The following is a 13,439-nucleotide window of genomic DNA, read 5'->3' on the forward strand; positions in this document are numbered from 1 at the left end:
GGGAAGGGGTGTTACGGGGCGGGGGTGGCGGCCGCGCGTGCCGCATCGCGCGCGGATGCGGCGTCGTCGGCTGCCAGGGCGGCCTCGGCGATGCGGCGGGCATCCTCGAGGCTGTACTGCAGGAGGGTGGCGCGCACGTCCGCCAGGGCCGTCGGGGCCATCGAAAGGCTCGTTGCGCCGAGGCCGACCAGAACGACGGCCAGCAGCGGGTCGGCTGCCGCCTCGCCGCAGATGCCGACGGGCTTTCCGAGTTCCTTTCCGGCGCGACCGGTCGTGCCGATGAGTCCCAGAACCGCGGGGTGCCACGGATCCTGGAAGCCGGCGACGGAGCCGAGCAGACGATCGGCGGCCAGCGTGTACTGGGTCAGGTCGTTCGTTCCGATGGAGGCGAAGTCCGCGTGCTTGAGCACCCGGTCGGCGAGCAGCGCGGACGAGGGGACCTCGACCATGACACCGGCCGTCTTGATGCCGAACTCGCGAGCGAGCTCGACGAAGTAGGTCGTCTCCTCGACGGTGGCGACCATCGGTGCCATGACCCACAGGTCGGCGGGCTCCCCGGATGCGGCGACGGCCGCATCCGCTTCGCTCAGGGCCGTGAGCTGCTCGCGCAGGATATCCTCGTTCGCGCGGAGGGCGCGCAGGCCACGCAGCCCCAGCGCCGGGTTCTCCTCGTGCGCATCGTTGAGGAAGGCGAGCGGCTTGTCGGCGCCCGCATCCAGGGCGCGCACGACGACCTTCTTGCCGCGGAATGCGGAGAGCAGACGCGTGTACGACTCCCGCTGCTGCGCGACCGTGGGGGCGTTGGCAGAGCTCAGGAAGAGGAACTCGGTGCGGAACAGGCCGACGCCTTCTGCGCCCAGCGCGACGGCCTCGGCAGCGCCCTCCGGGTTGCCGAGGTTGGCCAGCAGCGGCACCGCGGTGCCGTCGGAGAGAGCACCGGCGGTGATCGGGGCGGATGCGGCGGCGGCGCGCGCGTCGGCACGGTTCTGCGCGCGACGCAGTTCCTCTTCGGTCGGGTCGGTGGTGACGACGCCGGCGGCGGCGTCCACGATGACCACCTGGTCGTCCACGAGGTCCGAAGCGCCGGCGGCGCCCACGATCGCGACGATGCCCTTCTCACGGGCCAGGATCGCGGTGTGCGAGGTGGGACCGCCCTCGCTCGTGACGAGCGCGAGCACCTGGTCGAGATCCAGCAGCGCGGTGTCGGCGGGGGCGAGGTCGGTCGCGACCAGCACGTAGGGGTGGCCAGGCTCGGGCAGGCCCGGGGCTGCGACGCCCTGCAGGCGTGCGATCACGCGCTGGGCGACGTCGTCGAGGTCCGCGGCGCGCTCGCCGAGGTAGCCGCCGACCGCGACGAGAGTGTCGCGGAAGCTCGCGAAGGCGTCGTACACGGCGCGCTCGGCCGTGGCGCCGGTGGCGAGGCGCGTGTCGACCTCGGACTCCAGTGCCGGGTCCTCGGCCATCATCGCCTGAGCCTCCAGAACGTCCTGTGCGGCTCCGCCGGCGGTGGCGCCGCGCTGCTCCAGCTCGCGGGCGACCGCGGCGACGGCCTCTCGCACGCGGGCCGTCTCCGCCGCGACATCGAGGGTCGACGGCTCGTCAGCGGGTGCGGGAAGCGGCGCGGCCATGCGGGCGACGGGGCCCTGGGCGACGCCGAGTCCGATACCGACTCCGGGAATGGTGGTGCTCATGGTGTCTCTCCTCAGGCGGCGTCGTGGTCGGTGGTCAGCAGGTCCGCGAGGCGGTCGAGGATGGCCTCCGCATCCCCGCCGTCGACGGTCAGGGTCACGTAGTCGCCGTAGTCCAGTCCCAGCGAGATGACGCCGAGGATGCTCGCGGCGTTCGTCGCGGCCCCCGAATCCTTCGCGATCGTGACCGGGACTCCCGCCTCCTTGGCCGCCTGAGCGAAGAGCTTCGCGGGTCGGGCGTGCAGGCCGTGCGACGAGCCGATGCGCACGGTACGGGTTGCGAGGGACATGTGGGTGCCTTTCCTTCTCAGGCCGTGGGGCCGGGCAGCGACGCTGCCTGATTCGTGATCAGGTCGAGCGTTCGTCGACCGTCTCGATCCGTGAAGATGTCCTCGGGCAGGACGATCACGGAGACTCCGTGGCGCGCCGCATCCTCTCGGATGCTGTCCGCCACCTGCGTCAGGTGCGGTCCGATCAGCACGAGCTCCGCCTCGCCGATGCGCGCCGTCAACGCGACGTGCGGTACGGCTTCGGCCTGGAGATCGAGCCCGGCGGACACCGCCGCTCGCTGCAGCCGCTGTGCCACGAATGTGCTCGACGCACCAGCGCCGCACACCACCAGGATCCTCATCGACCCGCCTCCTTCCTCTCCATCCTGTGAACCGGCCGTGAGTGCGGCAACCAGAGGTTCTTCCGCCCCGAGCGGAAATCGCCGCGGCAGGGCGGGCCGGGCCTGCCGCCCACGTGATGGAATGGAGTGCCGGTGCCAGCCGGGATCTCGGAGGGTGACGTGACGCGAGCGCGACAGGACAGGGTGCTGGGCATCCTGGTCCGCGAGCGCGATTGGATCACCGCCGGCACCCTCGCCGATCTCCTCGGTGTGACGCCGCGCAGCATCCGCAGCTACGTCACCGCGTTGAATGCGCGCGCTGCGGGAGCCGTTGAATCGGGCCCGCTGGGCTACCGTGCCGGTGCCGAGGCAGCCGCCACGTTGCGCGACCATCCGACGGATGCGGGAACTCCCCGTGATCGGCTCCACACGATCGTGCGGGCTCTGCTCGCCGGCGACGAGGGCATCGACGTCTTCGAAACGGCCGACCGTCTCTTCGTCAGCCCGGCGACGCTCGAGTCCGATCTCGCCCGCGTACGAGGCCTCTTGGGCGGCACGGAGCTGGTGCTGGAGCGCTCCGCGTCCCGAGCGCGGCTCGTCGGTTCCGAAGCCGCGCAGCGCAGGCTCCTCAGCCGTCTCGTGCACGACGAGATGGATGAGGGCGCGTTCGACCTCTCCGCGCTGCGACGAACGCTCGGCGAGGAGTCCGTCGCGCCGCGCGCGTTCGGCCAGTTCAAGGCGGAGCTCGTCGCTCGCTTGAGCGAACTGGGCTACTACGTGAACGAGTTCGGAATCGCCGATGTGCTGATGCACATCGCCATCTCGGCCGACCGGGTCTCGCTCGGTCGCGCCCTCGACGAGGCCGCGACGACGCCGACCGACGCGCAGGCGGCGATCGGCAGGGTCATCGACGAGCTCGCGCGGGAGCACCTGGGTGTGCGCCTGGGCACGGGAGACACCATCCACCTCGCGACGATCGTGCTGACGCGCATCGTCGCCCCCGGTGCCGCCGATTCGGCGCGGACACCGCTGGACGCCGAGGTGGAACAGGTGGTGAGCGAGGTGGTGGCGGAGGCCGCATCCGAGTTCCTCGTCGACATCCTCGCGCCCGAGTTCGTGCAGCGTCTGAGCCTTCACGTGCAGAACCTGCGGCTTCGCGCCCGGGAGAACGCGTGGTCGCGCAACCCCCTCACCCGATCGCTGAAGTCGACGTATCCGATGATCTTCGACGTCGCCGTCTACATCGCGAGCCGGCTGCAGGAACGCCTCGATATCCCGCTGCTGGACGACGAGATCGCCTACATCGCGATGCACGTCGGCGGGCAGCTCGAACGAAGCCGTCGCTCCGACAACCTGTTGACCGCCACCATCGTGTGCCCCGGCTACTACGAGCTCCACGAACTGCTGCGCTCGAGCGTGGACCGCTCGCTCGGTCAGGCGATCGAGGTCGTCGACGTCGAGACGCGAGTCGACCCCGACTGGGCAGGGATCGACACCGATCTCGTGCTGACCACGATCGACGCGCCCGTCTCGGGGGAGCGCTTCGTGCGGATCCAGCCGTTCCTGACCCCCAGCGACATCGAGCGTGTCCAGGCCGTCGCCGGCCGCATCCGCCGTGGCCGACGCCTCGCGCGCCTGCGCGCCGAGCTCGAGCGCTACTTCGATGCCGCGTCGTTCGTCCGCGGTCTCGACGCATCGAACGGCGAGGAGGGCGTCATCCGTCAGCTCGGGGGGATGCTCGTGGAGCGCGGCGTCATCGATGCGGGCTACATCGAACGGGCGATCGAGCGCGAGCACCTCTCATCGACCGCGTTCACCGACGCCCTCGCCGTGCCGCACGCGATCGGGATGACCGCGGTGCGCACGGCGATCGCGATCGGCATCGCCGATCCGCCTATGCCCTGGGGGGACTCGCGGGTGCAGGTCGTCGCGCTCGCGGCATTCTCCGAGACCGACCGCGAAGCCTTCCAGACCGTGTTCGAGCAGTTCGTCGAGGTGTTCAGCGAGCGCGACTCCGTGCAGCGCATCGTGCGTCGCGGCACCGACTTCTCCGCCTTCCTCGACGAGCTCGTCGCCGTGATCGACGGCTGAGGCCTTCGCCTCGTGCGGCGTGATGCCGCCTGCGGATGTGGTCGCCGCCTGGTGCGGCGTGCGCCTGCCAGCCTGCCTGCTCCCCGCGCTCGACTCATGCGTTCGACCCCTGGTGTGCTCCTGCGCGTCTCAATCGTTCACGTACCCGGGGCGATTCGCGTGAACGGTTGAGACACGGATGCGGCGCGGGTGATGCGTGTCTCATTCGTGCAGGTCGTACGCCCCCGTCGCGTGAACGATTGAGACACGGATGCTGTGACGAGCGGATGCTGTGACGAGCGGATGCGACGACGGGGCGGGGTGCGCGGCGACGCGCGAGACGCGGATGCGGCGGGTCAGCGGTGGCGGAGGCGCGCGGTCAGCGCAGCGCGCACCGTCGGCCACTCGCCGTCGATGATCGAGAAGACGACGGTGTCGCGTATCGTGCCGTCGGCCCACACCGTGTGGTTGCGCAGTACGCCGTCCTGCTTGGCGCCGAGTCGGGCGATCGCCGCGCGGGACTGATGGTTGTGCCAGTGGGTACGGAACTCGACCGCGCCGCATCCGAGCACATCGAAGGCGCGCTCCAGCAGCAGGAGCTTCGCGGCCGGGTTGATGCCGATGCCCTGGGCGGCGCGCCCCATCCAGGTCGAGCCGATCTCCAGGCGACGGTTGGCCTCGTCGAGGTTGAGGTACGTCGTCATGCCGACCGCACGGCCGTCGCGCACGGATACGATCGCCCACGGCGCGACGAGCCCTGCGCGCTGCCGATCGAGACGACTCTCGATCTCATCCCGCATGCCGTCAGGCGAAGGGATGCGGGTGTACCAGGTGCGCCAGAGCTCGTCGACCGCGACGGCCGCCGCGAGATCATCCGCGTGCTCGGGCGCCAGCTGCTCGAGACGCACGTGGGCGTTCTCGAGCAGCGGCGCGTCGGACCAGCTGTTCACGAACGGGCGTCCAGCAGCGCCCGCACTCCGTCGCCCAGGGCAGCGATGCGCTCAGCGGCATCCGCTGCCGATTCCCCGCGGACGTCGAGGTACGCCTTGAGCTTGGGCTCGGTGCCGGAGGGACGAACGATCACGCGCGAGCCGCCCTTGAGGGTGTAGCGGAGCACGTCGCTCGCGGGCAGCGCCTCGGACCCCTCGCTGAGGTCCTCGACCGCCTTCACCTTCACGTCGCCGATGCGCGCGGGAGGATCCGCTCGCAGGCTCGACATGATCGTGCCGATGATGGAGAGATCCTGCACCCGCACCGAGATCTGATCGCTCGCGAAGAAGCCGAATGTCCGGTCGAACTCGTCGAGCAGATCCTGCAGCGTCCTGCCGTTGGCGCGGGCCTCGCTCGCCAGTTCGAGCGCCGCCACGGCGGCCGAGATGCCGTCCTTGTCGCGCACCGTCTCGGGGTTCACGAGGTATCCGAGCGCCTCTTCGAAACCGAAGATCAGCCCGGGCGCGCGCGAGATCCACTTGAAACCGGTCAAGGTCGCGGTGAAGCCCAAGCCGTAGTGCTCGGCGACGGTCTGCAATCCCGGGGAGGAGACGAGCGAACAGGCGAGCGTGCCGGATGCGCCGGCCTCCGACGCCTTGCGCGCCGCGCGCCAGCCGAGCAGCAGCCCGATCTGGTTGCCCGTCAGCCGGCGCCAGCCGCCGTCCGCATCCGCGTCGGGTACGGCCACCGCGAGACGGTCGGCGTCGGGGTCGTTGGCGATGATGAGCTCCGCACCCGCGTCGCGCGCCGTCTGGAAGGCGAGGTCCATCGCGCCGGGCTCTTCCGGATTGGGGAAGGCGACGGTCGGGAAGCGTCCGTCGGGCTCGGCCTGCGCCGACACCTGAACGGGCTCGGGGTATCCGGCGGCGGCGACGATGCGCCCCAGGGCCTCCCCACCCACGCCATGCATGGCGGTGTAGACCCAGCGCAGCCCTTCGGCTCCGGCCGGTGCGGGCCCGACCGCGGCGGTGGCCGAGACATAAGCCTCGACGACCTCCTCGGATGCGGTCCGGTACCCCAGCGAGCGGGGGATCTCGCTCGCGGAGACCTCCGCGGCCACGCGGGAGATCTCCGCTGCGATCTCGCCGTCGGCAGGCGGCACGATCTGGGACCCGTCGTCGGCGCCGCCGAGGTACACCTTGTAGCCGTTGTCGTTCGGCGGGTTGTGGCTCGCCGTGACCATGACGCCCGCATCCGCATCCAGATGCCTGACGGCGAAGGCGAGGACGGGGGTGGGCAGGAGTCTGGGCAGCAGCACGGCGTCGAGGCCGGCTCCCGCGAAGATCTCCGCCGAGTCGCGCGCGAAGACGTCCGAATTGCGTCGCCCGTCGTAGCCCACCACGACGCGAGGCGTGCGCCCGTCGGTCGCGGTGTTCATGAGGTAGGCGGCAAGGCCAGCGGCGGCCTGTGCCACGAGGACCCGGTTCATGCGGTTGCTTCCCGCGCCGAGTTCGCCGCGGAGGCCCGCTGTGCCGAAGGCGAGGCGGGTGCCGAAGCGGTCCTGCAGTGCGGCGAGAGCGGATGCGTCGCCCGCATCCGCGGCGGTGAGGATGCCGGTGAGTTCCTCGCGCGTCTCGGGATCGGGGTCCTGCGCGAGCCAAGCGCGCGCCGCCTCGAGGCTGTCGTTCACAGCTGGCCGATCACGCGGGCGAGAAGGTCCGAGATCACCGGCTCCGCCTCGCGGCCTGCCTCGATGACCTCGGCGTGGCTGAGCGGAGTGGGCGAGATTCCCGCGGCCAGGTTGGTGATGAGCGAGAAGCCCAGCACCTCCATCCCGGCCTGTCGGGCCGCGATCGCCTCGAGAGCGGTCGACATGCCGACGATGTGTCCGCCGATGATCTTGGCCATCTGCACTTCGGCGGGCGTCTCGTACTGCGGACCGCGGAACTGGCAGTAGACGCCCTCGTCCAGGCTCGCATCGACGGTGCGCGCGAGATCGCGCAGGCGCGAGGAGTAGAGATCGGTGAGGTCGATGAAGGTCGCGCCCTCGAGCGGGGAGTCGGCGGTGAGGTTGATGTGGTCGCTGATGAGCACGGGCGTTCCCGGCTTCCAGTGCTCCTTGATACCGCCGGCGCCATTGGTGAGCACCATGGTGCGCGCACCTGTCGCGGCGGCCGTGCGCACGCTGTGCACGACGCGTCGGGTGCCGTGGCCCTCGTAGTAATGCGTGCGTGCGCCGATGACCAGCACGTGCTTGCCCGAGGGCGTGCGGACGCTCCGGAGCGTCCCGACGTGACCCTCCAGTGCGGGCTTGCTGAAGCCCGTGACCTCCGGCGCGTCGATGGTCGCGACGGTCTCACCGATGAGATCCGCGGCCTTGCCCCAGCCGCTTCCGAGCGTGAGGGCGATGTCGTGCTGGGCGACGCCGGTGAGGCGCGCGATGTCGTCGGCGGCGCGGCGGGCGATCTCGAAGGGATCGGCTGCCGGGTCGTCGAGCGGGTTGAGGGGGGTCGTTGCCATGTCCCCACCTTATGAACCCGAGGCCCCGCGGGCCACATCGACGCTCGCCGCATCCTCCGATTCGTCGGCGCGCGCTGTCGCGGGAGAGAATGAGCACCATGTCTGCGAGCTTCGAGAGCGCCCAGCGCGTCGCGATCATCGGTGGTGGCCCGGGCGGCTACGAGGCGGCGCTGGCGGCGGCGCAGCTCGGGGCCGAGGTGACCCTCGTGGAACGCGCCGGCGTGGGCGGCTCGGCGGTCATCACGGACGTCGTTCCGTCCAAGTCGCTCATCGCCACGGCCGACGCCGCGGTCGCCATCGCTGGAGCGAGCGATCTGGGCGTGCAGCTGTTCGCGAAGGACGGCACCGGCAAGCCCCTTCAGCCGCAGGTGGCGATCAACCTGGCCGCCGTGAACAAGCGCCTCCTCTCGCTCGCCCGCCAGCAGTCCGACGACATGCGCGCCTCGCTCGTTTCCGCGGGCGTCCGCATCATCTCGGGCCACGGCCGCCTCGACGGCCCCGGCGCGGTGGTCGCCTCGACCGGCCCCGGTGGCACGGACTTCGACCGGGTGGAGGCCGACACGCTCGTCGTCTCCGTGGGTGCCTCGCCGCGTCAGCTCGCCAGCGCCAAGCCCGACGGCGAACGCATCCTCACGTGGACCCAGCTCTACGACATGAAGACGATTCCCGAGCACCTCATCGTCGTGGGCTCCGGCGTCACGGGCGCCGAGTTCGCCTCCGCCTACATGAACCTCGGCGCGAAGGTGACGCTCGTCTCCAGCCGCGACCAGGTGCTGCCCGGCGAGGATGCGGATGCCGCGGCGGTGCTCGAGAAGGTTTTCGCGCGCGGGGGGATGACGCTGCTGGCGAAGGCGCGCGCCGAGCGCGCCGAGAACACTGGCGACGGCGTCCGCGTGACCCTCGCCGACGGCCGCACGATCGAGGGCAGCCACTGTCTGATGGCCGTGGGATCCATCCCGAACACGGCGGGCATCGGCCTCGAGGAGGCCGGGGTCGAGACGACCGAGTCGGGCCACATCCGCGTCAACCGTGTCGCGCGCACCTCCGTGCCCAACATCTACGCCGCGGGGGACTGCACGACCTTCGTCCCTCTCGCCTCGGTCGCCTCCATGCAGGGTCGCACCGGGATCTTCCACGCGCTCGGCGATGTCGTCATCCCGCTCGAGCAGCGACGTATCGCCGCCAACATCTTCACCGCGCCCGAGATCGCCACGGTCGGTTGGCAGGAGAAGGACATCCGCGACGGCGCGATCAACGGAGTGGTCTGCAAACTGCCGCTCGCGGCCAACCCGCGGGCGAAGATGATGGGCATCAAGGACGGCTTCGTCAAGATCATCGCGCGCGAGGGCAGCGGAACCGTCATCGGCGGCACGATCGTCGGCCCGCGCGCATCCGATCTCATCTACCCCATCGCCATCGCCGTGGAGCGCCGGCTGACCGTCGACCAGGTGTCGCGCGTGTTCACGGTCTACCCGTCGCTGTCGGGATCCGTGACCGACGCGATGCGCGCGATGCACGTCATCGAGCCGGCCACCGAAGACGAGGACTGATCCGGATGCGGTGCGTCGCCGCATCCGGAGCGAGGTCGCGGATCGTGCCGTATCCACCCGGCGTAACCGCGACACTCCTGCGCGACCGCTACAGGAGATGACTGTGGCATGTGCGCAGAAGTGGTTCATCTGCGCACATGCGACGCAACTCGGGCACCGGGCCGGCGGCCCGAGTGGGTCAGTTGATGGTCAGGAGCTGGTGGCCCGCGGAGACCGTGGTCCCGGCGGCGGCGTTGATCGCCCCGACCACGCCGTCCTTGTGGGCCTGGATGGGCTGCTCCATCTTCATCGCCTCGAGGACGACGACGAGATCTCCCTTGACGACCTGCTGGCCCTCCGAGACCGCGACCTTGACGATCGTCGCCTGCATCGGCGCCTTGACCGCATCGCCCGCGGCGCCCGCGTTTGCCGTCGTCTGGTGCGAACGGCGCGAGGGCGGCACCGCGGCGGGGCGACCGGTCTGTGCCGGGGCCGCCGCGATGCGGTCGGGAAGACTCACTTCGAGACGCTTGCCGCCGACCTCGACCACGACCGTGTGTCGCTGCTCGGGCTGCGCGATGTCGCTGAGCTCGCCATCCCACGCGGGGATCTCGTTCACGTACTCGGTCTCGATCCAGCGCGTGTAGACGCCGAAGACGCCGTCTTCGGCCGTGAAGGCCGGCTGACGCACGACGTCGCGGTGGAACGGGATGACGGTGGGCAGGCCCGCGACCTCGAACTCGTCGAGGGCGCGGCGGGCGCGTGCGAGCGCCTCCGCGCGGTCTCGTCCTGTCACGATCAGCTTCGCCAGGAGCGAGTCGAACGCTCCCGAGACGACATCGCCCGCGGTGACGCCCGAGTCGAGACGGATGCCGGGGCCGCCGAAGGTCTTGAAGACCTTGACGGGGCCGGGCTGGGGCAGGAAGCCGCGTCCCGGGTCTTCGCCGTTGATGCGGAACTCGATCGAGTGGCCGATGGGCGCCGGGTCGTCGTAGCCGATCAGCTCGCCCTCGGCGATGCGGAACTGCTCGCGGACGAGGTCGATGCCGGTGACCTCTTCGGACACCGTGTGCTCCACCTGCAGGCGCGTGTTGACCTCGAGGAAGGAGATCGTTCCATCCGCCCCGATGAGGAACTCGCAGGTTCCGGCGCCGAGGTAGCCGACCTCGCGCAGGATGGCCTTGGAGGACTCGTAGAGGATGCGGTTCTGCTCCTCGGTCAGGAACGGCGCGGGGGCCTCCTCGACGAGCTTCTGATGGCGGCGCTGCAGCGAGCAGTCGCGCGTGGAGATCACGACGACGTTGCCGGCGGCATCCGCCAGGCACTGGGTTTCGACGTGGCGCGGCTTGTCGAGGTACTTCTCGACGAAGCACTCGCCGCGCCCGAACGCGGTGATCGCCTCACGGGTCGCGGATTCGAAGAGTTCCGCGACCTCGTCGAGCTCACGCGCGACCTTGAGACCGCGACCGCCGCCGCCGTAGGCGGCCTTGATCGCGATGGGCAGTCCGTACTGCTGGGCGAAGGCGACGACCTCGTCGGCGCCCGAGACGGGGCCTGGGGTTCCCGGCGCGAGCGGCGCTCCGACCTTCTCGGCGACGTGGCGGGCGGTGACCTTGTCTCCGAGCGCCTCGATGGCGTCGGGCGAGGGACCGATCCAGGTGGCGCCGGCGCCGATGACCGCGCGCGCGAAGTCGGCGTTCTCGGCGAGGAAGCCGTAGCCGGGGTGGACGGCGTCGGCGCCCGCGCGTCGGAGCACGGAGAGGATCTTCTCGATCGACAGGTACGTCTCGGCGCTCGTCGTGCCCTCGAGGGCGTACGCCTCGTCGGCGAGACGCACGTGCAGAGCATCCCTGTCCTGGTCGGAGTAGACCGCGACGGAGGCGATACCGGCGTCACGGGCGGCGCGGATGATGCGTACGGCGATCTCGCCGCGGTTCGCGATGAGGACCTTGGCGATGCGAGGCATGAGTGCCAGCCTAGCGAGAGGTTGCCGTGTCTTTTTGACCGAACTCCACAAGAACAAATAATTCTGTTCGGGATAACCTACAACCGTCCCGACGCGGGTTCAGCTGGTGGAGGGTGCCCACAGATCCGTCCACACCACATCGAGCTCGCGGCACAAGCTCCGCAGGGTGGACAGTGACATTCCGACCACCGTCGACGGGTCGCCCTCGACGCGCGTGATGAAGGGTCCGCCGAGGCTGTCGACGGTGAAAGCGCCCGCCACGAGCAGCGGCTCGCCCGTGGCGACGTAGGCGGCGATCTCCTCGTCCGTGACGTCCTCGGCGAAGCTCACGGACGCCGCGGCGACGGCGTGCGCCTCGACGGGAGCGGCGCCGGGGGAGAGGCGGATCACACTGTGCCCCGAATGCAGCACACCCGTGCGGCCGCGCATGTCGTGCCACCGGGCCGTCGCGGCTTCCGGCGTGTAGGGCTTGCCCAGGATCTCGCCGTCGAGCTCGAACATGGAGTCGCCGCCGATCACGATGCCGTCGAAGTCCTCGCCGTCCTCTTCGAGCGCCGCGACGACGGCCGCGGCTTTGCGTCGCGCGAGCAGCAGCACGTGCTCGGTGGGGGTGAGGGTGCGCCCCTCCGCGGCCTCGACGGCGGCGATCACCGCCTCCTCATCCACATCGGGAGCTGTCGTGCGCGGCTCGATCCCGGCCTGTCGAAGCAGCATGAGTCGGGCGGGCGATGTCGAAGCCAGGAGCACGCGCATTCCTCCACGCTAGACCGTCGCCCGCCCGCGACCGCCGAGGGCGCAGGGCGGTGCCGGGCGTGCGCGGTCCGGCGTGTGCGAAGCTCGAAGGATGGATGCCGGAACGCACCTCGAGCTCGAGATCACCGACGTCGCCCACGGCGGCGTCTTCGTCGCGCGGCACGGTGACGAGCGACGCGTCGTGTTCGTGCCGGACACGGTGCCGGGCGAGCGCGTGCGGGTGCGCCTGACCGATACCTCGAAGAAGTCGTTCTGGCGAGCGGAGGTCGTCGAGGTGCTCGATGCGTCGCCGCACCGGCAGCCGCATGTGTGGGCCCAGGCCGACCTCTCCGTGCCCGCCGAGAACCGTCCAGGCGGCGCAGACTTCGGCCACATCGTCCTGCGGGAGCAGCGGGCGCTCAAGCTCCGTGTGCTCGAGGACGCTCTGGCACGCATCGGGCGACTGTCGCTGCCGGCGACGATGGAGCCGGCGCACGCGAGTGCGACCGGCGAGGCCGAGAGCATGGACGGCACCGGCTGGCGCACGCGGGTGAGCCTGCACGTCGACGCGGAGGGGAAGATCGGTCCCTTCGGCGCCCGCAGTCACCGGGTCGTGCCCGTGCGTGAGATGCCGCTGGCGACCTCGGCCATCGCGGATCGCGCGGCGGGGCTGTCGGGTGCGCGACCGGGGCGCGTCGATCTCGTGCAGCCCGCCGACGGCCGCGTGCGGGTGATCGCACGGCCGGACGCGCGTGAGCGCGTCGCGCGCCCCGAGGTCGTCATCGAGCGGGTGGGCGAGCGTGCGTTCCGGGTGGATGCGGGCGGCTTCTGGCAGGTGCACCGCCTGGCGGCGAGCACCCTCACGATCCTCGTGGGCGATGCGCTCCACGACGTCGGTGTCGACCCGGAGGGGTGGCACCTGGATCTGTACGGCGGCGTCGGGCTGCTTGCGGCGGCGATCGGGGACGCCGCAGGGCCCTCCGCCCGCATCACCAGCGTGGAGTCCAATGCCCGCGCCACTGAGCACGCCGGGCACAATCTGGCGCAGTGGGTGGGCGCGCGGGCCGAGACGGCGCGTGTGGAGCGATGGGTGTCCGACCTCGCGAGCACCGCGGGCACCGAGCAGCGCGCGAGACTCGCGCGGGGCGTCGTCGTGCTCGACCCGCCTCGTTCGGGTGCGGGCAAGGACACCGCGCGGGCGATCGCCCGCCTCGAGCCCCATGCCATCATCTACGTCGCGTGCGACCCTGTGGCCCTTGCACGCGACCTCGCGGAGTTCCGGCTGCACGGGTATGAGGCGCAGACGGTACGCGCGGTCGACCTCTTCCCGAACTCCCATCACGTCGAGGCGGTCGCCGCTCTTCGGCGGACGGGCGCACGGCTAGCATGAGCGC

General features: G+C 70.7%; 11 protein-coding genes. 3 read left to right on the forward strand and 8 right to left on the reverse strand.

Going from position 1 to position 13,439, the window contains the following annotated elements:
* Nucleotides 1-11: 11 nt before the first annotated feature.
* Genes ptsP through PQV94_RS04050 form a run of 3 tightly spaced genes read right to left on the reverse strand, consistent with a single transcriptional unit; the run spans nt 12 to nt 2,319 of the window.
* Nucleotides 12-1,691: a phosphoenolpyruvate--protein phosphotransferase gene (gene ptsP / locus PQV94_RS04040; RefSeq protein WP_274287512.1), complete on the reverse strand. Its 1,680-nt coding sequence runs from the start codon at nt 1,689-1,691 to the stop codon at nt 12-14.
* A gap of 11 nt (nt 1,692-1,702) precedes the next feature.
* Nucleotides 1,703-1,978: an HPr family phosphocarrier protein gene (locus PQV94_RS04045; protein ID WP_274287513.1), complete on the reverse strand. Its 276-nt coding sequence runs from the start codon at nt 1,976-1,978 to the stop codon at nt 1,703-1,705.
* 17 nt (nt 1,979-1,995) lie between these two features.
* On the reverse strand, nt 1,996-2,319 hold the full coding sequence (locus tag PQV94_RS04050; protein ID WP_274287514.1) for a PTS sugar transporter subunit IIB: 324 nt from the start codon (nt 2,317-2,319) through the stop codon (nt 1,996-1,998).
* A 159-nt stretch (nt 2,320-2,478) separates the two neighbouring features.
* Between PQV94_RS04050 and PQV94_RS04055 the strand changes: the two genes are divergently transcribed.
* The gene (locus PQV94_RS04055; protein WP_274287515.1) at nt 2,479-4,389 is read left to right on the forward strand and encodes a BglG family transcription antiterminator; all 1,911 of its coding nucleotides are present in this window, start codon (nt 2,479-2,481) and stop codon (nt 4,387-4,389) included.
* A 335-nt stretch (nt 4,390-4,724) separates the two neighbouring features.
* On the opposite strand, the gene PQV94_RS04060 is transcribed toward PQV94_RS04055, so the two are convergent.
* From PQV94_RS04060 to PQV94_RS04070, 3 genes are read right to left on the reverse strand one after another with little or no spacing between them, the layout of a single operon-like run.
* Nucleotides 4,725-5,318, reverse strand: coding sequence for a GNAT family N-acetyltransferase (locus PQV94_RS04060; protein WP_274287516.1), 594 nt, complete (start codon nt 5,316-5,318; stop codon nt 4,725-4,727).
* On the reverse strand, nt 5,315-6,988 hold the full coding sequence (locus tag PQV94_RS04065) for a phospho-sugar mutase (protein ID WP_274287517.1): 1,674 nt from the start codon (nt 6,986-6,988) through the stop codon (nt 5,315-5,317). Before PQV94_RS04065 ends, PQV94_RS04060 begins: the two co-directional genes overlap by 4 nt.
* Complete coding sequence (locus PQV94_RS04070; protein WP_274287518.1) at nt 6,985-7,818, reverse strand: purine-nucleoside phosphorylase; 834 nt, start codon at nt 7,816-7,818, stop codon at nt 6,985-6,987. Before PQV94_RS04070 ends, PQV94_RS04065 begins: the two co-directional genes overlap by 4 nt.
* Before the next feature lie 89 nt (nt 7,819-7,907).
* Between PQV94_RS04070 and PQV94_RS04075 the strand changes: the two genes are divergently transcribed.
* Nucleotides 7,908-9,368 (forward strand): NAD(P)H-quinone dehydrogenase, encoded by a 1,461-nt coding sequence (locus tag PQV94_RS04075; RefSeq protein WP_443192704.1) that lies wholly within the window; start codon nt 7,908-7,910, stop codon nt 9,366-9,368.
* 178 nt (nt 9,369-9,546) lie between these two features.
* Here PQV94_RS04075 and PQV94_RS04080 read toward each other — a convergent pair whose 3' ends face one another.
* A complete protein-coding gene (locus tag PQV94_RS04080; protein ID WP_274287520.1) occupies nt 9,547-11,313 on the reverse strand; it encodes an acetyl/propionyl/methylcrotonyl-CoA carboxylase subunit alpha in 1,767 nt (588 codons plus the stop codon).
* A gap of 99 nt (nt 11,314-11,412) precedes the next feature.
* Nucleotides 11,413-12,066 carry a Maf family protein gene (locus PQV94_RS04085; RefSeq protein WP_274287521.1) on the reverse strand — a complete coding sequence of 218 codons (654 nt, stop codon included), beginning with the start codon at nt 12,064-12,066 and terminating at the stop codon, nt 11,413-11,415.
* Between the two features lie 91 nt (nt 12,067-12,157).
* On the opposite strand from PQV94_RS04085, the gene PQV94_RS04090 reads away from it, so the two are divergent.
* A complete protein-coding gene (locus PQV94_RS04090) occupies nt 12,158-13,435 on the forward strand; it encodes a class I SAM-dependent RNA methyltransferase (protein ID WP_274287522.1) in 1,278 nt (425 codons plus the stop codon).
* Nucleotides 13,436-13,439: the final 4 nt, after the last annotated feature.

This window comes from Microbacterium sp. Clip185 (assembly GCF_028743715.1).
Classification (GTDB): Bacteria; Actinomycetota; Actinomycetes; order Actinomycetales; family Microbacteriaceae; genus Microbacterium.

Bases quoted from the DNA above. Each gene is read 5' to 3' on its own strand.
- ptsP (WP_274287512.1), bottom strand. From the start codon at position 1,691: ATGAGCACCACCATTCCCGGAGTCGGTATCGGACTCGGCGTCGCCCAG.
- PQV94_RS04045 (WP_274287513.1), bottom strand. From the start codon at position 1,978: ATGTCCCTCGCAACCCGTACCGTGCGCATCGGCTCGTCGCACGGCCTG.
- PQV94_RS04050 (WP_274287514.1), bottom strand. From the start codon at position 2,319: ATGAGGATCCTGGTGGTGTGCGGCGCTGGTGCGTCGAGCACATTCGTG.
- PQV94_RS04070 (WP_274287518.1), bottom strand. From the start codon at position 7,818: ATGGCAACGACCCCCCTCAACCCGCTCGACGACCCGGCAGCCGATCCC.
- PQV94_RS04075 (WP_443192704.1), top strand. From the start codon at position 7,908: ATGAGCACCATGTCTGCGAGCTTCGAGAGCGCCCAGCGCGTCGCGATC.
- PQV94_RS04080 (WP_274287520.1), bottom strand. From the start codon at position 11,313: ATGCCTCGCATCGCCAAGGTCCTCATCGCGAACCGCGGCGAGATCGCC.
- PQV94_RS04085 (WP_274287521.1), bottom strand. From the start codon at position 12,066: ATGCGCGTGCTCCTGGCTTCGACATCGCCCGCCCGACTCATGCTGCTT.
- PQV94_RS04090 (WP_274287522.1), top strand. From the start codon at position 12,158: ATGGATGCCGGAACGCACCTCGAGCTCGAGATCACCGACGTCGCCCAC.